The sequence below is a fragment of the Neobacillus sp. GCM10027624 genome (genome assembly GCF_042675345.1).
In the GTDB taxonomy this organism is placed as follows: Bacteria; Bacillota; Bacilli; order Bacillales; family Cytobacillaceae; genus Neobacillus; species Neobacillus cucumis_D.
In genome coordinates this window covers 226,959-248,099 of the sequence record NZ_JBHTHD010000002.1, presented here as the reverse complement: position 1 = coordinate 248,099, position 21,141 = coordinate 226,959, and the positions used below count along the sequence as shown (strand labels likewise).

The 21,141-nt window shown below is 38.2% G+C and carries 21 protein-coding genes; 9 read left to right on the top strand and 12 right to left on the bottom strand.

All coding sequences use genetic code 11. The features are described 5' to 3' along the window. Positions 1-27: 27 nt before the first annotated feature. Positions 28-735: a hypothetical protein gene (locus ACFQZ9_RS01235; RefSeq protein ID WP_498941954.1), complete on the top strand. Its 708-nt coding sequence runs from the start codon at positions 28-30 to the stop codon at positions 733-735. Positions 736-809: 74 nt separating this feature from the next. Here ACFQZ9_RS01235 and ACFQZ9_RS01230 read toward each other — a convergent pair whose 3' ends face one another. From ACFQZ9_RS01230 to ACFQZ9_RS01200, 7 genes are all read right to left on the bottom strand, one after another. Next, on the bottom strand, positions 810-977 hold the full coding sequence (locus ACFQZ9_RS01230) for a hypothetical protein (protein ID WP_198312270.1): 168 nt from the start codon (positions 975-977) through the stop codon (positions 810-812). 224 nt (positions 978-1,201) lie between these two features. Next, complete coding sequence (gene ftsX, locus ACFQZ9_RS01225) at positions 1,202-2,095, bottom strand: permease-like cell division protein FtsX (protein WP_498941953.1); 894 nt, start codon at positions 2,093-2,095, stop codon at positions 1,202-1,204. After that, positions 2,092-2,772 carry a cell division ATP-binding protein FtsE gene (ftsE, locus tag ACFQZ9_RS01220; protein ID WP_198312272.1) on the bottom strand — a complete coding sequence of 227 codons (681 nt, stop codon included), beginning with the start codon at positions 2,770-2,772 and terminating at the stop codon, positions 2,092-2,094. The genes ftsX and ftsE overlap by 4 nt, the downstream gene beginning before the upstream one ends. Before the next feature lie 30 nt (positions 2,773-2,802). Next, on the bottom strand, positions 2,803-4,035 hold the full coding sequence (locus ACFQZ9_RS01215; protein ID WP_498941952.1) for a glucosaminidase domain-containing protein: 1,233 nt from the start codon (positions 4,033-4,035) through the stop codon (positions 2,803-2,805). Positions 4,036-4,322: 287 nt separating this feature from the next. Continuing rightward, the gene (locus ACFQZ9_RS01210) at positions 4,323-5,084 is read right to left on the bottom strand and encodes an N-acetylmuramoyl-L-alanine amidase (protein ID WP_498941951.1); all 762 of its coding nucleotides are present in this window, start codon (positions 5,082-5,084) and stop codon (positions 4,323-4,325) included. 126 nt (positions 5,085-5,210) lie between these two features. Then, positions 5,211-6,707 (bottom strand): sodium:solute symporter family protein, encoded by a 1,497-nt coding sequence (locus ACFQZ9_RS01205; protein WP_498941950.1) that lies wholly within the window; start codon positions 6,705-6,707, stop codon positions 5,211-5,213. Continuing rightward, complete coding sequence (locus ACFQZ9_RS01200; RefSeq protein ID WP_026572933.1) at positions 6,704-6,910, bottom strand: DUF3311 domain-containing protein; 207 nt, start codon at positions 6,908-6,910, stop codon at positions 6,704-6,706. Before ACFQZ9_RS01200 ends, ACFQZ9_RS01205 begins: the two co-directional genes overlap by 4 nt. Positions 6,911-7,276: 366 nt before the next feature. On the opposite strand from ACFQZ9_RS01200, the gene ACFQZ9_RS01195 reads away from it, so the two are divergent. From ACFQZ9_RS01195 to ACFQZ9_RS01185, 3 genes are all read left to right on the top strand, one after another. Next, the gene (locus ACFQZ9_RS01195; protein WP_026572934.1) at positions 7,277-8,227 is read left to right on the top strand and encodes a ribose-phosphate diphosphokinase; all 951 of its coding nucleotides are present in this window, start codon (positions 7,277-7,279) and stop codon (positions 8,225-8,227) included. A gap of 137 nt (positions 8,228-8,364) precedes the next feature. Beyond that, positions 8,365-9,534: a tryptophan synthase subunit beta gene (gene trpB, locus ACFQZ9_RS01190; protein WP_498941949.1), complete on the top strand. Its 1,170-nt coding sequence runs from the start codon at positions 8,365-8,367 to the stop codon at positions 9,532-9,534. Between the two features lie 213 nt (positions 9,535-9,747). Beyond that, positions 9,748-11,256, top strand: coding sequence for an efflux MFS transporter permease (locus tag ACFQZ9_RS01185; RefSeq protein ID WP_498941948.1), 1,509 nt, complete (start codon positions 9,748-9,750; stop codon positions 11,254-11,256). A 44-nt stretch (positions 11,257-11,300) separates the two neighbouring features. Here ACFQZ9_RS01185 and ACFQZ9_RS01180 read toward each other — a convergent pair whose 3' ends face one another. Continuing rightward, entirely contained in the window at positions 11,301-12,326 is a 1,026-nt protein-coding gene (locus ACFQZ9_RS01180) for an acyltransferase family protein (RefSeq protein ID WP_498941947.1), read from the bottom strand. Between the two features lie 217 nt (positions 12,327-12,543). Here ACFQZ9_RS01180 and ACFQZ9_RS01175 point away from each other — a divergent pair, with 217 nt between their 5' ends. Together ACFQZ9_RS01175 and ACFQZ9_RS01170 are read left to right on the top strand one after the other, a co-directional pair. Next, complete coding sequence (locus ACFQZ9_RS01175; RefSeq protein ID WP_498941946.1) at positions 12,544-13,455, top strand: DMT family transporter; 912 nt, start codon at positions 12,544-12,546, stop codon at positions 13,453-13,455. Positions 13,456-13,579: 124 nt separating this feature from the next. Continuing rightward, positions 13,580-13,897 (top strand): hypothetical protein, encoded by a 318-nt coding sequence (locus ACFQZ9_RS01170; protein WP_498941945.1) that lies wholly within the window; start codon positions 13,580-13,582, stop codon positions 13,895-13,897. Between the two features lie 753 nt (positions 13,898-14,650). On the opposite strand, the gene ACFQZ9_RS01165 is transcribed toward ACFQZ9_RS01170, so the two are convergent. Further along, positions 14,651-14,851, bottom strand: coding sequence for a hypothetical protein (locus tag ACFQZ9_RS01165; protein ID WP_198312283.1), 201 nt, complete (start codon positions 14,849-14,851; stop codon positions 14,651-14,653). 175 nt (positions 14,852-15,026) lie between these two features. On the opposite strand from ACFQZ9_RS01165, the gene ACFQZ9_RS01160 reads away from it, so the two are divergent. The 3 genes from ACFQZ9_RS01160 to ACFQZ9_RS01150 all read left to right on the top strand — a co-directional run bounded on the left by ACFQZ9_RS01160 (position 15,027) and on the right by ACFQZ9_RS01150 (position 17,054). Beyond that, positions 15,027-15,548, top strand: a complete 522-nt coding sequence (locus ACFQZ9_RS01160; protein WP_498941944.1) for a DUF2179 domain-containing protein — start codon at positions 15,027-15,029, stop codon at positions 15,546-15,548. Between the two features lie 91 nt (positions 15,549-15,639). After that, a complete protein-coding gene (locus ACFQZ9_RS01155) occupies positions 15,640-16,065 on the top strand; it encodes a DEAD/DEAH box helicase family protein (RefSeq protein ID WP_498941943.1) in 426 nt (141 codons plus the stop codon). Positions 16,066-16,145: 80 nt separating this feature from the next. Then, on the top strand, positions 16,146-17,054 hold the full coding sequence (locus tag ACFQZ9_RS01150) for a TIGR01777 family oxidoreductase (RefSeq protein WP_498941942.1): 909 nt from the start codon (positions 16,146-16,148) through the stop codon (positions 17,052-17,054). Between the two features lie 99 nt (positions 17,055-17,153). Here the strand turns inward: ACFQZ9_RS01150 and ACFQZ9_RS01145 are convergent, their stop codons facing one another. From ACFQZ9_RS01145 to ACFQZ9_RS01135, 3 genes are all read right to left on the bottom strand, one after another. Beyond that, positions 17,154-18,497 carry a TldD/PmbA family protein gene (locus ACFQZ9_RS01145; RefSeq protein WP_498941941.1) on the bottom strand — a complete coding sequence of 448 codons (1,344 nt, stop codon included), beginning with the start codon at positions 18,495-18,497 and terminating at the stop codon, positions 17,154-17,156. Positions 18,498-18,501: 4 nt separating this feature from the next. Then, on the bottom strand, positions 18,502-19,890 hold the full coding sequence (locus tag ACFQZ9_RS01140) for a TldD/PmbA family protein (protein WP_498941940.1): 1,389 nt from the start codon (positions 19,888-19,890) through the stop codon (positions 18,502-18,504). A gap of 163 nt (positions 19,891-20,053) precedes the next feature. After that, positions 20,054-21,136 (bottom strand): GerAB/ArcD/ProY family transporter, encoded by a 1,083-nt coding sequence (locus ACFQZ9_RS01135; protein ID WP_498941939.1) that lies wholly within the window; start codon positions 21,134-21,136, stop codon positions 20,054-20,056. Positions 21,137-21,141 lie beyond the last annotated feature (5 nt).

Here is a 21,141-nt window from a genome sequence, read left to right as displayed (position 1 = left end):
CGCGTAAAAAGATTAGAGGAGAAACAAATGAATAAACTGACTAAAGGAGCACTCACGATGGTGTTAGTGGGATCGGTTACGTTTTCTGTCACTAATGCCTTGTTTGGAGATACTATAAAACAAATCACGCAAGGAAATGATGTAACAGAATCTGATAACCAAAAAATTACGGACCAAATGGATAATGTCGAAAAAACGGGGAAGAATCAACCACAAAAAACAGCAAATAACGTGAACCAAGCGGAAAAAACGCTGAAAGTACAAAAAACGATGGCTGTTGGGAATCTTGTAGATAAAGCGGTGACCGTCGCAACACAAGAAACTGTAAAAGACAAAAATGTGAAGGCTCAAACAGCAAAAACGACTGTAAAAGACGTGAAAATCACGGCTTCACATCCTAGTACTGCCCCAAAAACGGTTGTAATGAATGAAAAGAAGAGTGATAAAGTTGTAGCATCAATTCAAAAGAATAATACAACAACTAGAACTACCTCAACGACCACTCATTCAACAGCCTCTGCGACTCATACTACTACTTCGAGTCAGAAATCTACCGCTACGGGGTCAACAGGGAAGGGGACATCAAGCACGAAGCCAGTGGCCAATACTGCTCCGAAGACATCAACAACTACGACAACAACAACAACCAATCATGGACAACAGGTTTCACAAGCAGCAAAAGAAAAAGCTGCGATCCTTCAGGCTACCAATGAAAATAATGGAAAGAACAAGTAAAGGATCACCGAGAAGGCGATCCTTTTTTTCAACTCTTTACGCTAATGAGTCTATTTTCCTTAAATTCTTCCACTTTAATATTTTACACATTTAAATATCATGTCAACATTTTTCTTTGTATTTACCATGATTTTTTTCCGGAATTCTTTTGCTTTTTTGAAGGCCTCCATCATTCCTGATGCTTCAATCTTTATCTCTCGAGGACTCACTGCTTCATCCAAGAGAAAGATATATTGTCTCATGTTGTATTCACCCTTCGAACAGTAATTTTGTATAAAGTATATCGTGTATTGTAATCGTTTACAATTGTTTTTTGTGATATTACAGTTTTTAACAAATAGTTGAAACGAGATTGGAAGAAAAGAATGGCAGGTAAAGACAAAAAAAGTGCCAAAGATCTGAATTTATAATCTTTAGCACTTTTTTAACCAAGTATATTGTGTAGGAGGTAAATTCGATCCAAAAATCAAACCTTTAAAATTCGTCTTAATGATGAAGTAGCTCCCATGATTCCGATGAAAACCCCAAAAAGAAGCAGAATCAAACAAGAAATCGGAATGAGGTGGAGAGGGGAGAGCAATTCAATAAAGTCCAGATCAATATATCTACTAAAATAAAGATAAACAAAATAGTATCCTGTCAAGATGAGAGTGCTTGCAATCATTGCTCCTAACAATCCAATGAAAGAACCTTCAATAAAAAAAGGAAGACGAATAAATCCGTTTGTAGCTCCAATCAATTTCCTAAGCTGAATTTCTTCTTTTCTCGCCAATACCGTAATTTTAATCGTGTTCGTTACTGAATGAACAGCTGAAAGGGTGAGACAAATAATAAAAATGATCCCAGCCAAACGGGCTATTTTTGTAGAGGTAATCAGGGGACCAACCACGTTTTTAGCGTACGCCACTTTATCCACTAGCGCTAATTTTTCTACACTTTTGGCAACACCAGCTACATCTTTTGGCTGTTCTGTTTTAATCACCAATTCATCATTTAATGGGTTATCGTTTTTTAATGTTTGAAAAGCTGCGCCCTCATCTCCTAAATTTTTCATAAAGCTCTGAAGGCCTTCATGTTTAGAGATGAACGTAACGGATGTAACATGATCATACGTTTGAATTGTACTAGTTAGAATTTTTACGTCCTCGGAATCAATTTCCTTTAAATAGGCGTGTATTTCTACATTTTTCTCTACTTTTATTGTCATGTGGTTTAAGTTGACCAACACTAGGAAGGTAATCCCGATGAGGAAAATCATTAAAGTTAAAGAACTGACCGAAGCAACTGTCATCCAGCCATTCCTTTTAAAATTATTCATTCCTTCTTTAATATGTCGATTTAAGTAGGATCCTTTTTTCAACTTGTTCGCACCTTCCTTTGATGATCACGAAGAATGCTTCCGTTTTCAATTAAAATGACTCGTTTCATGGTATGTTCTACAAACTCTTTATTATGAGTGGTCATAAGGATCGTTGTCCCGAGTTTGTTGATATCTTCAAAAACCTTCATGATTTCCCATGCTGTTTTACTATCTAAATTACCAGTCGGTTCATCCGCGATAATCATTTTTGGACGGTTCACTATTGCTCTGGCGATGGCAACTCGTTGCTGCTCGCCTCCAGATAATTCCTTTGGAAAAGCATTCACTTTCGATTCAAGGCCTACCATTTTTAGAGCATGATAGACGTTTTCACGAATCAAGTTCATCGGTACTCCAATCGTTTCTTGAGCAAAAGCGACATTCTCATAAACGGTCATTTTCGATAACAAACGAAAGTCTTGAAAAACCATCCCAATTGATCTTCTTAATTGCGGAATTCTTTTCTCTTTTATCGTTGATACTTTTATTCCGTTTACCATTAATTCACCGCTCGTTAATTTTTCTTCTCGTGTAATCAGTTTATTAAGGGTCGATTTTCCTGCACCGCTCTCACCAATCATCAAGACGAATTCACCACTTGAGATCTGCAGATTAATGTTTTTTAATGCATGCACCCCATTAGGATATATTTTTGTTACTTCTTGAAAATGAATCAATTTACTCAAACCCCTTTTCAGAAGGTGATTTTAATGGTTAAATTCATCTAACTTCCATAGATCATATTGGTAGATAATTTTAAGCAGTTTATTTGCATACTCCGGGTCAGTCGCATATCCTGCGTCGTGTATACCATGGGCGTAATCTACAATATTGGTAACATCCTTTAAATATTTTTGATACCGAGGAGTTAATAATAGATTTGCATGATCTAGCATACTATCATAATAGGTTTTATATTTAGCAAATTCGGCAATAACCACAATTTTTTCACCTTTTACATATTCCGTTGTTTTCACTTTGACCGAACCTGCTGTGCCTGTTCCTTTTATTCCAAATAGATTTTTAGCTTTATAGGCGAGTCCGGATAGACCATTATAGCGACCCGAACTTTCCAGAATGATTTGGCCCAAAGTAATGGAAGCCGGAACACCTGTCACTTGTTCAAGTTTTTGAGAATCTGGAACGAAGGGAGCGATAATTGAATTGATCTTTACCACATTTTCTTTATTTTCAGTGCCATTGTGATTGATTAGGTCTAGGATTTCATCTCCTTTTTCCTGTAACAATTCAAGGGCGATGGTTTTTTCCTGTTCTTCTTTCTCTAATTGTTTTTTCTTCTTTTCAAGGAACTCCGATAATTGTTCTTTTTCCTTTTTGTTTTTCTCTTGTCCGGCTTTTATTTCTTCCAATTCTACTTTTTCTTCCATCGTGGACTCTTGCAAGGATTGGACCTTATCTTTGATACTCGCAACCTTGTTTTGGTTTGCGATGTATTCTTCAATAAATTCCTTATCTTCGTTTACGATTTTATCATAGGCAAAAAAATGATCGATAAACTCTCCGAAACTATTAACCGATAAAATCACATTTAAAAATGACATTTGACCATCAGTTCGGTAATAAGCAGCAACTCTGTCCTTAAATTCTACTTTTCTATTATTAAGTAAGGTTGTAATTCTCTTTTCCTCTTTGTTTAAACGGTTCATTTTTTCTTTAATTTTATTTAATTCATGCTCTTTTTTTTGAATTTTCGCCTTTGATGTAGTGATTTGTTGATCAAGGGCTTTTATTTTTTTTGCCGTTGCTTCCATTTCTTCTTGGACTAGAAGTTTTTGTTGTTTGATCGCTGTTAAATCGTCTTGAATTTGTTTTTGTGAATCCTTTGGAGGTTTAGGGTCAATGCTTTTTGCATTGGTCGCAATCGGAGCTGTCATGAATGTAAGAAAACAAGCTGATATCAAAATCATCTTTTTATCCATTGTTCAGTTCCTGCCTTTTTATAGTTTAATGGAATCATTATATATCAGATAAAAATTATAGATACAATTCGTATGTATTTGTACTGTATTTATCTTCCTTTTTGATATTAACAGAACTAGGAATAAAATACCATGTAGAAATTGTAACGCTTTAGGGACAATATTGTTTCATTTTTGAGGGGATTCCCAAGTTGTATCTTAAACATTTAATTTCAAGCGTAAAGTTTCTTTAAAAATGAAAAAAACCCCTGGATCGATATTCACAGGGATTCTTTTCAATAGAAGAATTATTCTTTATAAACAATTACATCAAACCCAGCCTTCTTTGCTTTTGCGGCTAGATCATCGGCATTTTCTTTTGATGCGAACGCGCCGATTTGGACTTTATACAAACCATCTCGTAAAATAACGATGGCATCAAAGCCTTTTGCGTTTGCTTCAGCTGCAAGGTCATCAGCATTTGATTTTTTACTAAACGCCCCAATTTGGACTTTGTACAGAACAGTAGGTTTTTTCGTTAAATCAAAGGCTTTGGCTAACCCATTCGCATGCCCTCTGGCAATCGCTTTTAGGAAGCTTGCATCCTTAAGTTTAGCCGCATCACTTGAAGTATCAATAAACCCATTTTCTGTTAACAATGCAGGCATAAAGGATTCTCGTAAGACATGGAAGTTGGCCGTCTTTTGACCGCGATTTGCAAAATCAACCACTTTTAGAACCTCAGTATGAATGAGATCCTGATAGGTGGTGGTAGGGGAGCCAACTCCCGGGTAAATATAGCTTTCGAAGCCTGTCCCGCCGCCGGCATTGATATGAATGGAGAGGTAATAGTCTGCATCCCAATTGTTTGCTGCATCTGTTCTTTCATTTAAACTAACCGTCTCATCACTTGTTCTGCTTAATTTAACGGAAACACCTTCATATTCATTCACTAAGATATCTCTAATCGTTGTCGCAATTTTTAACGTAAGATTTTTTTCGAGAAGACCATTTCCTGTCGCTCCACTGTCTGCACCGCCATGGCCGGGGTCGATAAAAATTTTCACCATTTTTCATCACCTACATTAATAGGGTATGGTAGAGATGGTAAAATGCTTGTACATAACAACCAACGATAAAAAATTATCCTAAAAAAAGAAACATCCCTGAATCTACTGGGATGTCTCTTATAAAGATTATGCCTCTTTTTTTAATTTGAGAGACGGCTCGTTCTTTCCAAATAACTCTTCTGTGATTGGATTGGTCTTGTTTTTAATTTTACTAACAAACATAGGATTAAAGATGACCGTTACGATGATATTCGCTAATAATCCCCAGAAACCTTCGTAAATACCGAAGGACTTTCCTGTCGCATAAACGGTGAACGTGACAATTAATCCGACAAGCAAGCCCAAAATCGTGGCTTCTTTTGTTTGGTTCTTCCAGTAAAGGCTAAACACAATCGCCGGGAAGATTTGAACCATTCCGGATACACCTAATAACTGAAGTGACACAAGTGCGGAAGGGAAGACCATTCCAAAAATTAACGCCAGACCAATGACGACAAATACCATCGAACGAGTGACCATCGTTAATTTAGCAGGTGTTACGTTCGGATTAATGAAATCCCGATAAATGTTATTGGCAAATAGGTTTGAAGCACCGATCGCCATAATCGAACACGGAATCAGAGAGGCCAGGGCAATTGTTGCATAGGCTAAACCTTGAACCGTCCCGCCATAGGAAACTTGAATTAAGTTTAACAAGGCAAACCGAGGATTCGTACCCTGCGGCAATACATGATAGGCAACAAAACCTAAGAAAATCAGCAGAATTAACACAATATTATACAGCGGTAAAAAGATTGCATTCTTCCTTAGTGCATCTGCACTTTTCGCTGTAAAGACGCCAGTAGCTGCATGTGCCCACATGAATAATGCTAATCCAGAAATGAGTGAAGCGGTTAGAAACCATGGAATCCCTTTTGGCCCGGAAGTAGGGATGGTAAGTAACTGCGGTGAATCCGAAGCTACCTTGTGAATCATTGAACCCCAACTGCCAAAATGTAAGATTGGTAGATTGACAACCAAGAATAACATAATCACCCAAACCATAATGTCCTTTATCACAGCGGTATAGGTAGGTCCTTTGATCCCGCTAAAGAAGGTGTATAATGCAACTAATAGAAACGAGAAAACTACCACGACTTTGACATTGATAAAGCCTGTCCCAGCTACGGTTAATGTATCCTGAATCCCGGCTAACTGTAAATCAATGTACGGGATCAGCATTAATACCCCAACTGCTGCAATTAACAAAGATAAAAATTTACTATCAAATCTTACTTTTGCATAGTCAGCCAGTGTAGTTAACTTATGGCTTTTCGAAAATTTCCAGAGCTTCGGTAAAAAGAAATAAGAAATAAAGTAGGCAATGATGGTATAGGGAATTGCAAAGAATGCCAAACTTCCACCTGTATAGGCTGTACTAGTTAATCCTAAAAAAGTATAGGCCGTATAAAGATCCGCCCCTACTAAAAACCAAACAAGTAATGTCCCGAATCTCCGGCCGCCGACAGACCATTCTTCAACAGAGCTTCTATTTGATTTGTCACGCCCTGATAAAAATCCAATCAAAACAACGACTAAAACGATCGCTGCTGTAATGACCAAAGCAGTTAAATTTCCCTTCATGATTCAGTACTCCTTTCTGATTTTTGTAGGCGAAAAATCACATAGGTGCATAAAGGAGTAATAAGCATCCCCAAAAAGAGCCAAAATGCAAGAAATGGTAATCCAAAAATAATCGGTTGGATCCGATTAACAAATGGGATCGCCACAATCATAAAAACAATAGGCACCAAGGATAGGATCGCAATGATTGTCTTTTTGCCCATTTTAAAAAGCCCCCCTAATATTTAAATATTTCATCAATTCAAAAATTGACCTCAATAATACTATCAGTAATTTCCGACTAAGACAAGCGGATTACACGAAAATGTCAAAAAACATTCTATTTTAAAATAATAATAGGATTGGTAAGCGCATACATTCATTTTGGGTCATTGTGTGAATTTTCTAGCAGAGACAGTAAATGGGGAGAAAAGTTGTACTTTTGGGTTATTTTAAGTATAAGCAGGGCTTTATTTGTATATAACAATGAAATGTGAAATATAATGGCTATCTCTATTCCTTCAATTCATGTAAAATAAGATGATGGACAAAGGTTTTTAAATGACGAAACAAAGCATGGAGGATTAAAGGTGACGTATCAACTGCATAAGAAATTTAAAATGTTTTCATTAAATTCAAATCCTAAGCTGGCAAATGAAGTGGCGGATCTTTTGGGCTGCGAACTGGGGAAAAACTCCACTACTCGATTTAGTGATGGTGAAATTCAAATACATGTACAAGAGAGTGTCCGTGGTGGTTATGTATATTTAGTCCAATCTACATCACAGCCAAACAATGAACATATTATGGAGCTCCTCATTATGATTGATGCCATGAAGAGAGCTTCTGCAAAAAGAATTAATGTGGTCATGCCTTATTACAGTTATGCCCGTCAAGACCGCAAAGCCCGTTCGCGGGAACCGATTACGGCGAAGCTGATTGCGAATCTTTTACAAAAAGCTGGAGCTACACGGTTGCTTACCATTGACTTCCATTCTCCACAGGAACAGGGCTTCTTTGACATTCCCGTGGATCACTTGACAGGTATTCCGATTCTTGCCGAGTATTTTATGAAAAAACAATTAGAAGATGTTGTCGTGGTTGCTCCGCATAATGGAGTAGTGGTGAAAGCGAGAAAACTAGCCAGCCCATTGAACGCGCCGATTGCCTTAATTGACCGCAGGAATCCTGAATCCAATGTGTCTGAAGTCTTGAACATTATTGGGAATGTGGAAGGGAAAAATGCGATTATTATTGACGGTTTAGTCGACACGGCATCGAACATTACGTTATCAGCAAATGCATTGATCGAGGCGGGAGCCAAGGCGGTTTATGCCTGCTGCACGCATCCGGTTCTCTCAGGTCCGGCTATTAGCAGAATTGAAGCCTCACCGATTAAAGAATTAGTTGTCACGAACACCATTGATCTGCCAAAAGAAAAGCAAATCGATAAAATTACGGTTTTATCCGTTGCTCCATTGCTTGCAGAAGCAATTGATCGCATCCACAACGAAAAAGCAGTTAGTCCGTTATTTGAATAAGTTAAAAAGGTATCCTGAAATTAAATCGGGATGCCTTTTTATTTTAAACAATAAAGCGATGGGACGCTTAAATAGTTGGAAAATTCACTTAAATGGAGTATAATAATTCAAAAAGTAGAGAAGGAGACGAGTTGAGTATGACGAGCTTGAGCACAGAGAAAAAAGGGTATTTCGGGGAATTCGGAGGAAGTTTTATTCCAGAGGATCTCCAAGTGGTAATGGATCAGTTAGAGGAACAATTTTTGCGCTATAAAGATGATCCTGAATTTCAGGAAGAATTTAAATTTTACCTAAAGCAATATATTGGTCGCGAAAACCCGCTTACATATGCTGAAAACCTAACGCGGAAAATTGGTGGTGCGAAAATCTACTTAAAACGGGAAGATTTAAACCATACAGGTGCCCATAAAATTAACAATGCCATTGGACAAATTCTGCTTGCGAAACGAATGGGTGTAAAAAGAATCATCGCCGAAACCGGCGCCGGTCAGCACGGGGTTGCAACTGCAACGGCGTGCGCAATGTTCGACATGGAATGTATCATCTACATGGGCAAGCTTGATACGGAGCGCCAGGCATTAAATGTTTTCCGTATGGAATTATTGGGTGCTAAAGTCATTCCTGTTGAGAAAGGACAGGGCCGCCTTAAGGATGCAGTTGATGAAGCTTTAGGGGATTTGGTACAAAACTATAAAAATACTTTTTACTTGCTTGGCTCTGCGGTCGGACCACATCCATATCCAACCATGGTTAAGCATTTCCAATCCATCATTAGTGAAGAGTCAAAACGCCAAATCCTTGAGCAGGAAGGGAAACTGCCAACAGCCGTTATTGCCTGTGCCGGCGGCGGAAGCAATGCCATCGGAGCGTTTGCTCATTATATCGACGAAAAAGATGTGCGATTGATTGGTGTAGAACCTAAGGAAGCTCCTACTTTAACAGAAGGAGTACCGGCGGTCATTCATGGTTTTAAATGTCTCACCTTGCTTGATGAGAAAGGCGAGCCTCAACCAACCTATTCCATTGCGGCTGGCCTGGATTATCCGGGTGTTGGTCCCGAACACAGCCACTTAAAGGTAAGCGGCAGAGCTGAATATGTTACTGCGACCGGACAAGAAGCATTGGAGGCCTTCCAGATTTTATCCAAAACAGAAGGGATCATTCCGGCTTTAGAAAGCTCCCATGCTGTGGCCCATGCGATTAAGTTGGCAAAAGAACTCACAAAAGACGATATTTTGATTGTGAACTTGTCCGGCCGCGGCGATAAGGATGTTGAACAGGTCTTTCATATGTTAAAAAATAAATAAAATGCAAAGAGGGAAAATCCCCAGAGTGGGGATTTTTCTTTGTATGTTTTTGTTTTAGTGGTTCAATTTTAAATTTTTTTATGAATTTGCTTGTAGAAAGCAACTAGTTTGACAAAATCCTATTAACCCAATATAGTAGTAAAGTTCATTTGTGTTTGGGTAACCTAACAGGGACTCGTTTTCCTATAATATAATCAAGGGGGGAATTTTTACTTGGACACCACAAAATCTTCGAAATCATCGCTTCGGACCACACCCATTTTTGCTGTTTTGATTGCTGGAGCGTTTGTTGCTTTTTTAAATCAAACTGTCATTAATGTCGCATTGCCGCAAATTATGAATTCCTTTCAAATTTCAGCTGCTACTGCAAACTGGCTAAGTACCATATTCATGTTAACAAACGGAATTGTAATCCCGATCACTGCATTTTTAATGCAAAGATTTACAACCAGGCAATTATTTTTATTTTCAATGGGTATTTTTTCAGTTGGAACCTTTATCTGTGCAATTGCACCAGCTTTTTCCGTTATATTAGTTGGCCGTGTTGTTCAGGCAATAGGTGCCGGAATTCTTTTTCCACTCATTACAAATGTTATTTTTACCATCTTTCCTTTGGAACGTCGTGGATTTGCCATGGGAATCTTTGGAGTTGCGTTGAACTTTGCTCCAGCGATCGGTCCAACATGGGCGGGATGGATTATTGAAACGTATTCATGGCATGTGATGTTTTATATCATTGCCCCAATTGCACTGATTGACTTTTTTATTGCGATTTTTCTTGTGAAAAATGTCACAGAAACAAGCCGTCCAAAACTCGATGTGCTCGGTGTAATTTCATCGACGATTGGATTTGGCGGTATTCTTTATGGATTCACTACAGGAGGCACAAAAGGGTGGACTGATCCTGAGGTGATTGCCTTGTTTATTATTGGGGGAATCAGTTTAATCCTGTTTGTATGGCGTCAGCTGACAGTAGGTCATCCAATTTTAGAATTCAGGATTTTTAAGTATAAGATGTTTACATTAACGACGATTATTAACGTGATTGTAACAATGGCGATGTTCTCAGGAATGATTCTAATGCCGATTTATATGCAAAATATTCATGGCTTCAGCCCGCTTGAAGCTGGTTTCGCACTCCTCCCGGGCGGCGTGGTAATGGGGATTATGTCGCCCATCACAGGGAAACTTTTTGATAAATACGGGGCAAAATGGTTAGCGATTATTGGTTTAGCGATCACGATCTTTACCACCTATGCATTGACAAGACTTCATACAGATACACCGTTCTCTTATGTAATTTCGGTGTATACCATCAGGATGTTTGGAATTTCGCTCTTGATGATGCCGATTTTTACAGCTGGTTTGAATGATTTAGGGCTTAGTTTAAATAAATATGGCACGGCAATGGTGAATACATTAAGAATGGTTGCGGGGGCTGTCGGAATGGCCTTTTTCGTTTCCATTATGACGAATAATGGGAAAAGCCATGTGGAGACGATTATGAGTCAAAATCAAATTTCACCAACTGATAAAATTCATATGGCACTGGCGATCAAACAGGGTACGGTAATGGGAATTGACGATGCCTTTATGATTGCAACCTATTTAACGATTGCAGCCTTTATTTTGGCCTTCTTTATTAAAACAAGAAAACCCGGCAGAGAGGAAGAAGCTCCAAATAGAAGCAAAGTCTTAAAAAAGGTACCACAAGCACAATAATGGATTGAAACGAAAAAAGCTTGCATCCATTGCAAGCTTTTTTATTACTTACCATAAAGTTGTCGGGTTTTAGTAAATTGAATAAAGTTGTAAGTTATGTACGACATTGAAAAAACAAGAAAAGCATCAATTAGGTTTAATGTTAGATCATGGGTCATATTCTCAATGCCGAATTTGTGAAATATAAAGTCGTCGATATCAATAAATAACACATGAATCGTATAAATTCCTAGAGCGTTTCCGCCTATTTTTGTAATCAACATTCCCTTTCCAACTTGCTGGTTTTTGATTGTAAACAAAAACAAAAAAACAGTTAAAAGGATCGTGGAGAAAAAATACTCGCCATGCTTGGCAGATAACACTTTTTCGAGCCAATATGCTTCTGAAAGCTGAAGGGCAAAGAATAGAAAAAAGAAAAAAAGATAGGTTTTAATTTCTACTTTTTTAGACTGTTGGAAAGGGGAAGCAGAAGCAAACCAAAATCCGATGGTTGTATAAAATAGACCAATAAATAGTGCATCCCGGGTGCTGTCGATGGGGATTTCTAGAAATTGGGAGTACCCTTGACCAAAAAGACCCACTATATTTAAACAAAGACTAAGGATTAATAAAATCCTAATTTTTTTTAGTCTGTAGAATAGATATAATAGAGCAATGCTCCAAGCAAGAGAGATGACAAACCACAATTGATATCCGCTTGTTCCTTCTCCATAGTATAGGAGATTTAGAGGAGTTAAGTTCTCCATATATTTTTCTAATTCGTGACTATGGTTTCCTTTGTCTATATAAATTTGAAAAATATCATATAAAATATAAAAAAGTAACCAGCTAAAATAAATCTTTAAGATTTTTATTATATATTTTTTGAAATATTTGGCTGATTTAGGATTATTGATCACTTTAAGTCCAAACAAATATCCTGAAGCAGCAAAGAAAAATGGTACAGCAAACCTGGAAAAGTTATCTAGAATGAAGTATCCGAGCTCATGGTCACTTGGGAATGTATGAATGACTACGACGGCTGCTATTGCAAAAAATTTAATAAAGTCGATTGCATAATTTCGTTCCATTGTCCTGCCCCTCTGTTTGTTCTAAGAAGTAGTCCTTATATGATGTCCCATACAGTATGGATTATGTTATCGTTATGGTGATGTGAGTCGAAATTAGTGAATTTATAACTTTAAAGTGATAAAGTCGTATTTGAACAAGGAGTAGATTAAATATAAAACTTCTTATTGGTAGAAAAAGCTTGGGCTGGTTTCAAAGGAATAAAGGGGAGGATAAATAATGAGAAGATTTTCACCAAAAACATTTGCTGCGATTGCAGGTTTAGTTTTGATTTGGGGCTTTAGCTGGCCTCTCTATAAAGTAGCATTATCTTATACCCCGCCAATTTTATTCGCAGGGATGCGCCCATTAATCGGAGGAATAGTATTATCCACCTTATTGATTCCGCAATGGAAAAAAATAAAGTGGCGTGAAAACTGGAGAATTTATTGTATTTCTGCCCTTTTAAATACGTTCCTCTTTTTTGGCTTACAAACGATTGGCTTGAATTTTTTGCCGGGAGGACTGTTCTCCGTGCTCGTCTATTTCCAGCCGGTTTTAATTGGACTGCTTGGCTGGCTGTGGTTAGGAGAGAGAATGTCCATTATTAAAATTACAGGGCTGATTGTCGGATTTTTAGGTGTTGCTGCAGTTAGTTCGGAAGGATTTACGGGACATGTATCGATCTTAGGGATTGTTTTAGCTTTAGCGACAGCGATTTTTTGGGCGATTGGTGTTATTTATGTGAAAAAAGTAAGCCATAAGGTAGACTCTTTGTGGATGGTGGGCTTGCAGTCCCTAATCGGAGGAATGGTGCTTACGGGGATTGGGGTTGTTAAAGAAGATTGGTCAAGTATCGTTTGGAATGGGAAATACTTGTTCGGTTTATCGTACGGATCCATTTTAGGGGTAGCAGCAGCCTATATCCTTTATTTTAAATTAGTCAATTCGGGTGAGGCAACAAAGGTAGCATCTTTCACTTTTCTTGTCCCGCTTATCGCTGTCTTAGTTGGGACCTTATTTTTGGGAGAAAAATTCACTTATTCCCTTTTGGTGGGATTAATTCTTATTGTGATTAGTATTTATTTTGTAAACCATTCTGGAAAAAAACAAGAACTCAAGACGAAGGAGCCGATCACTTTCGATGCTTGAGATGGAATAAGCGACCCATCTTCTTTTGTATCAAGAATACGGTCACAAATAACCCGAATAGGTATTCCTTAGTTGAATTACTATTTAATGGTCATACTATTGAAAAATAGTAAGGAGGGTCACAATGCCACGAAAAGCTGCCCAAAATGCCGAAACACCTGAAGAGGAAACCATTGTTACTTTTCCAACTCAAGATGAAGATGAAGCAGAAAAACTTTCCCGAATGTTAGCTGCTGTCATGGAATATCTTACTGATGATGATTTGGAAGAAATGGATATTGAATACCTATTGGACAGCACAGAGGGTCTTCGCGACTGGTGGGATCAATATCGAGAAAGTAACAAAAAAGTTATAGAGGATGAGATAAAAAAATCCCTCAGCGAGCTGTCCTTAAAAGACCTTGAGAAGATTCGGGAACAAATTAAAGAAATTAAGGAATAATCAGGTCGTTTCATCACCTCTCTTCTCCCAATTTTGTTAACTCTTTTCCTACTGTTGCGATTCTTCCAATACGAAGGATCGCTTTTCTTTTAATAAAAACATATTTTCATCGTTACTTCGTATGTGACATGCGCCCAATTCATACATTTATTTAAGAGGCAGCGGCGATTCATTCGTTATAAAAAGGGTCACACTAAAACACCATTACACTAACACGTTACACCTAAAAAATGTGGAAAAATACATGTATTATAAAAGGAGGGGCTGTTTATGAAATTTACCATCCAGTATATCCCATTAAACAAAATCAAACCGGATTTATCATTGAAAATTACGGAGCACATAAAGAAACTTCAAAGATTAATGTGGGACTGCATGTATGTTTTAGTTGTCAAAAAAAGCCGGAAAGATGGATCCTACATTATTGTTAGCGGCCAAGAACGATTCGAATCTCTAAAAAAACACACTAAAAATATTTATGCGCCATGTATTGTTGATAAAACTAGTTCCACTGGAGTAATACCCTGGTTTTATCGCTTGTGGAACAAACAACCCCTAGATGACTTTCCTTTAATGCCACCCAGTTGGTCAATCTTTCGGTCCTTTTTGAAACAAGAGCCCCGGTTTAAAAATCTATCCCGATCCGAACAAATAAGAGTGTTGCTCATAGCAGCACGTTATAAGGAAACCGTGATTTATACAATGAAAATGACCGTGGACTCCATTCTAAAAACTAAAATATAATCCTAAGTATTATTTTTTCTCAGTTATCACCCATCCATCTGGTGTTTTTTCTATAATAAACATATTTTCATCAAAATGTTTTCGAAGGACTTTGTATTCTTCATTTTCAATTTTAACCTGTGTTTTTTTAATTTGTTTCACTGTAATTTCTGGCTTTCTAACTTCGAATACTAAATCATCGATCAGAAAATAGGTTCTTTGAAATTTCATTATACAATTCCCCCTTTCAATATTTCATACGTATACAATTCAGCAAAAATGTATAAAATCCTATAAAAATTTTATTAAGTTTATGTTAAATACACCGCCCACTTTCCTGTTCATTTCTTAGAAAGAGCATGTTTTCTTTGAAGAAATAATAAGGTAGGAATGTGGGGGTGTTTTTTTGTTTGGCTTAGAACCAATTATCTTCATTATTATTGTGATTAATATTCTCTATGTGACATTCTTTACATTACGGATGTTGCTAGTGATCAAAGGTCAAAAGGTATGGGCCTCGATTATTTCGATGTTGGAAGTGTATGTTTATTTGGTAGGTTTAACGATTGTACTGGACAACCTTAAAAATCCAATCAATATGATCGCCTACTGTTTGGGTTGGGGCCTCGGTGTTTATTTGGGAGGAAAAATTGAAGAATACCTGGCTTTGGGCTATGTAACCGTACAAGCCATTGTCAATCCGTTTGATTTTGAGCTTCCCCGCGCGCTGAAATCTCAAGGTTACGGTGTTGCTTCCTGGACAGCTGATGAAAAAAGCGGAAGGCGAACCATCATTCAAGTTTTAGTGAAACGCAGGTACGAGCAAAAAGTGGTGAAAGTGATAAATAAAATGTCCCCGAATGCTTTTGTCATTTCATATGAACTAAAAAATTTCCAAGAGGGTTATTGGGGAAAGGGAACTTTTTAGCAAATCAAGTAAAGTATAATTTTGCATAAATAAAATTGTATTTGCAAAGCCTTAAACTAAGGAATTTTGTTGGAAGAAAGAGGATAATAATATGTTTTCACTTCGCGGGGATGCCCATAAAATTTACCTCAGACTAAAAAAAGCCTCGAAAAATGATCCATCATTTAAAGAATTAAAAAGGCTTTTAGAAATAGAGGAAATCCAAAATTTTTATCATGGTATTGATACCGAGACCTTAAAAAGAATTTATTATTGTATGATTAAGGAGAAAAATGGGTCGGGGATGATCCCGATTCTTGTCTCAACGATTCCCTGGCTATTAGTCATATTTGCAAAACAATTACAAGATTTTGTTTTTCAAGACCATAGTTATGTTTGGGCGATTTTTGCGATTATTTCATTGGTTATTCTTCTATACAGTGTAATCATCCACTTTTACGAAAAATCGTGGGCTGCTGTTCATATTGAAATCATTCAAGCCATTCTAAAAGAACGAAAAAATAGCCAGCAAAAATAATGGTTGCCGGCTGTTTTTATTTTACAATGGAAACAGAGAAAGAGATTCTATTAGAATTGAATCTTGATAGGAGTGAAACAATGAAGATTATTATTGCAGGCGGATCAGGGTTTGTTGGACAAAAATTAACGGAGCTTCTTTTTAAAAAGGGCCATGATATCATTATTTTGACAAGAAAAGGGAAACAGTCGGAAGGTACCATAAAGTTTGTTCAATGGCTGGAGGAAGGGGCGTACCCAGAAAAGGAAATTGGCTGGGCAGACGTTGTGATCAATCTTGCAGGTGTATCGATCAATGATGGCCGCTGGACGGAAAACCACCAACGACAAATCTATCAAAGTCGAATGACAGCGACCGACGAATTGATAAGGATGGTGGAGGCTTTTTCAGAAAAGCCATCTGTTTTTATCAATGCAAGTGCGATTGGAATTTATCCTCCGTCCCTCGATACTGTTTATACGGAAAAATCAACGGAGGTGGCCGATGACTTTCTTGGTCAAACCGTTCATGATTGGGAAAGAAAAGCGGTTGCGATTAAGGAGAAAGGAATACGTACAGTCTTAATGAGATTTGGAGTTGTACTGGGAAATGAGGGAGGAGCGCTTCCTCTTATGGCGTTGCCTTATCGGTTATTCATGGGTGGTACAGTCGGTTCGGGTGAGCAGTGGGTTTCATGGGTACATATAACCGATGTTGTCCAATCAATTGTTTTTGCGATTGAAAACAATTGTTTGAATGGTCCTATTAATGTTACCGCACCAAATCCAAAAAGGATGAAAGATTTCGGCAAGAAGGTTGGAGCTGTTTTACATCGTCCGCATTGGTTTCCGGTACCCGCCTTTCTAATGAAGGCAGCCCTTGGAAAAAAAAGCTCGCTTGTTCTTGAGGGTCAACATGTTTTACCTGAAATTTTGATAAATGAAGGGTTTGAGTTCAAGTTTCCAACACTCGAATCTGCTTTAAGGGATTTATTCCATTCTGTAAATTAAATCCTACTTCCTAATGGAATGGGGGAATACCCGTAAAAAAAAGTAAGCCCCCACCGCATTACCGCGGCGGGGGACTTACTTCAAAACTGACCCCCAAAATTATTCCACTGTTACCGACAACGACTTCACCAATATCGAGGGGGATCCTACTGGCGTCAGCGGAAAGGTTAAATCTGAGCCGATTTCTTCAACGTCCTGTAGCAGCTGATAAAAATTTCCGGCAATCGTCATTAGATTTACCGGGAAGGCAATCTTGCCATCCTTCACATAGAATCCATTCGCTGCAAGTGAAAAATCACCTGAAATTGTATTCGCGCCAGAATGCAAGCCTGATAGACCAGTGATCAAAACACCTTCTCCCACGGATGCAAGCAAATCATTAAACGATGACTGGGCAGGCTCGATATATAAATTCGATGGCCCTACTTTGACCGCACTCTTATAAGAATCTTTATGGGCGTGACCGGTTGTAACAGTCGAATCCTTTTTGGCTGTTTTCAGATTATGCAGCAGGGAATGTAAAACACCGTTCTCTACCAATGTCAATCTTGTAGAAGCGACTCCCTCGCTATCAAATGTTCGACTTGCTAACCCATCCTTTAATAATGGATGATCGACAATCGTGATTTTCTCGGTAGCAATTTGCTTCCCGAGCTTATCCTTTAATGAAGAAATCCCCGCTTGCGTATTATCTGCAGAAAAATTAGCAGCATAAGTCGCCAACAGATGCGCTGCAGCGTCATTTCTCAAAAGCACCGGATAATTTCTGCATTCGATATTCCTTGAGCCTAGCTGTGAGAGTGCTTCATCTGCAGCTTTTTTGGCGATTTCCTTGGCATTCAAGCTATGAAAATCCTTGGTAACAACAAATTCAAATGATGTTTTCGTTTCCTCGTCATCTTTCACAATTACTTCGACCATAACGGTTAAATGATTCATTTTATCGCTTAAGGACAGGCCCTTATTATTCATTAAATTTTTTGTAACTGATTCTGTTCTGACCATACAATAATCTGTCGCCGAAATCCTTGGATCAACCGCATAGATTTCACGTTCAATCTCTTTAATCAATTGAATTTTTTCAGCTGCGGTAACCTCATTTAAAGATGGTGAGTAAAAGCTGGTTTTTTCATACTGATCGCTTCCAGCAAAGATTTCTTCTCCATCATCCTCCTGCACCATACGAGCATTTTCCTTCGCATTTTCAATCAAAAAGAGGATCGAGGCATCATCTAACTTCTCAGAATAGGCATAGCCCATTTTTCCATTAATGATTCCACGGAAAGAAACGCCGCTATCTTCTGCAATTTCGTATTGGTCGATTTCACCTTTGAAAACCTGACAACCGAATATTTCCTTGTTTTCATAATAAATCTCAACATCTGTAAAACCACTGCATACTGCTTGTGAAAATAGCTTCGCTTGGAATTCTTGAATGTTCATTCGTTTATTCCCCCTTTGTCCCGCCGACCGTCATTTCACTTACCCGAATCATTGGTTGGCCAACATTTACTGGAATACTACCACTTGAAGCACCGCACATCCCGGCACCATGCCCCAAATTATTCCCAACCATATCCACAAGCTGTAGGGTTTTTGGACCATTTCCGATTAAGGTTGCTCCCTTTAGCGGCTTTCCGAGTTTTCCATTTTTTACTTCATACGCTTCCGCAACGGCAAAGTTGTAATCACCTGTCGCCGGATTGACCTGTCCGCCGCCCATATATTTTGTATAAATACCATGTTCCGTGTTAGCAATGATTTCTTCTGGTGTTGATTTACCCGGAGCAATATACGTGTTGGTCATCCGAGAGGTTGGGGCAAAACGGAAGGATTGTCTTCTTCCAGATCCTGTCGATTCCATTCCCATCCTTCGTGAATTAAACTTATCAATTAAATAGCATTTTAAAATACCGTTTTCGATGAGAATATTTTTTCGGGCTTTTTCACCCTCATCATCAATATTGATCGAGCCCCACTCATTTTGCAGTGTACCGTCATCAATATATGTAACGATTTCCGGAGCAACCCGTTCCCCTATGCGGTTCGCGAAAACGGAATTGTTTTTCGCTACAGCAGTTGCTTCTAATCCATGTCCGCAAGCCTCGTGAAAAATAACACCGCCAAATTCATTATCAATAATCACTGGGAATTTTCCGCTTGGACATGGACTGGCATCTAACATCGTCACGGCCATTCGAGATGCCTCTCTTGCATAGTGATCCATATTTAGGTTTTCAAAAAATTCAAAGCCTTGGTGGGCACCTGGTCCGTAAAAGCCCGTTTCCATTTGGTTGTCCCTCACGGCTACCGCCTGGATGGCAAGCCTTGCGCGGACCCGTTTATCTTCAATGAATTTCCCTTCGGAATTGGCAATGAGAACATTTTGTTCTTCATCCATATATCGGACGGTTACTTGAGAAATACTAGAATGATAGTTTTTGGCTGTATCAAAAGCATTTTTCATAATGGTGATTTTTCTTGATTTATCTACCTCGAGGGGCAGAAGGTGAACTGGATGACTGGATTCGAAGGATTCTTGGATGAAAGGGGCAGGTTGGATGATTGAATTTCCGCTAATGGCTTGTGCCGCATTTTTGGCTGCCTTTAAAAGGCTGTCTTTTCGGAAATCTGTTGTATAGGCATAAACACTCTGAAATCCTTTAAAAACACGGATGCCAATCCCAAAGTCACGGCCGGAGAGGCATGTTTCTACTTTCCCGCTTCTAAGCGACATATTATTCGTGAAACGATCTTCCACAAATAGTTCAGAAAAGTCACCGCCGGTAGACAAAGCAGCTGTGAGTACGTCTTCAATTAAAGATTTACTAAGCATAGGGTCCCCCTTCGTATTAAAAGATTTGTATCCTCTTTGATTATATGTGTTAATCACTTAATCATACAAATGAAATGCGATATTTTGGTAAAAATAGATTTTTTTAGATAATATACTATTTCCCACAAAAAATCCTCACTAGTACGATTGCTAGTAAGGATTTTTAATCGTGCTTTCTGATAAAAGCAACAATAAGGAGAACAATTGGAATAAAAAGTTGAACCGTTAAAAAGTAAAAAGGTACAGTTGTGCTCATACCTTGAATCATCTTATCAAATGAGGGGATAGACCAGACTGAAAACAGGATAATTAGCACCCCAATCGGAAGTACCATTTGTTTATAACTTGGCAATGTCAGCCATTGAGCAGTCCCAAGGACAAGCATATAAAAAAAGGAGGAAAGCTGTACAAAACCACCAAGCACCCAAACGGCGATGACAATGGACTCAATATGTTCAAAGAATGAACCGATGCTAATAAATCTTGCCGCTTCAAAAACTGGAAATTGAATATCTGTAATAATTTCTCCAAATAAAAAAAGATTCCCAAGATTGATAAATACCATTGTCAGGACACATGCCAATACGGAAAACATTCCCCATTTCATTGCTTTTTTTTGATTCGTTAAAAATGGCAGGAGGAAAGATAACAATGAAAATTGACTTAACCATGCATGTGGGGCAAGGGAGCCTTTAATAGAGGGCATCCACCCATCTTGCATAATTGGAAATAAATTTTTAAAGTTTAAATCAGGAATTAAAAAAACATAAATCAAGAGATAAAGGGCCAAAACGATTGGCAAAAAAATTGTTGCACACCTTCCTACTGTTTCAATGCCTCCATTCACTGCAATCGCGCAAGAGAGGGCAATACTTGCGGTTACAAATACCATCGGAGTTTTATGCAAAAAGGCACTTTCAATAAATTCACCATATTCCCTAAATGCAATGGCTGTATCATGTAATAGAAAGAACAAGTAAACGAAACTAATTATTTTGCCAAAGGTTCGACCAAGAATGAGCTCACTATATTCAATCAGTGTTTTCTTCGGGTAAAGCCTATAAAGTTTAACGATAATCAATACAATAACAAAACCACTCAATGAACCCCAAATAGGGGATAGCCATAAATCACGCTTTGCATGCTGTGCGGTGATATATGGAATATAAAGAATGGCAGTTGCGACCACGGTCGCATACATAATGAGTGTCATTTGCAAGTAGGAAATCCTACCTTTTTCAAGCATACCTT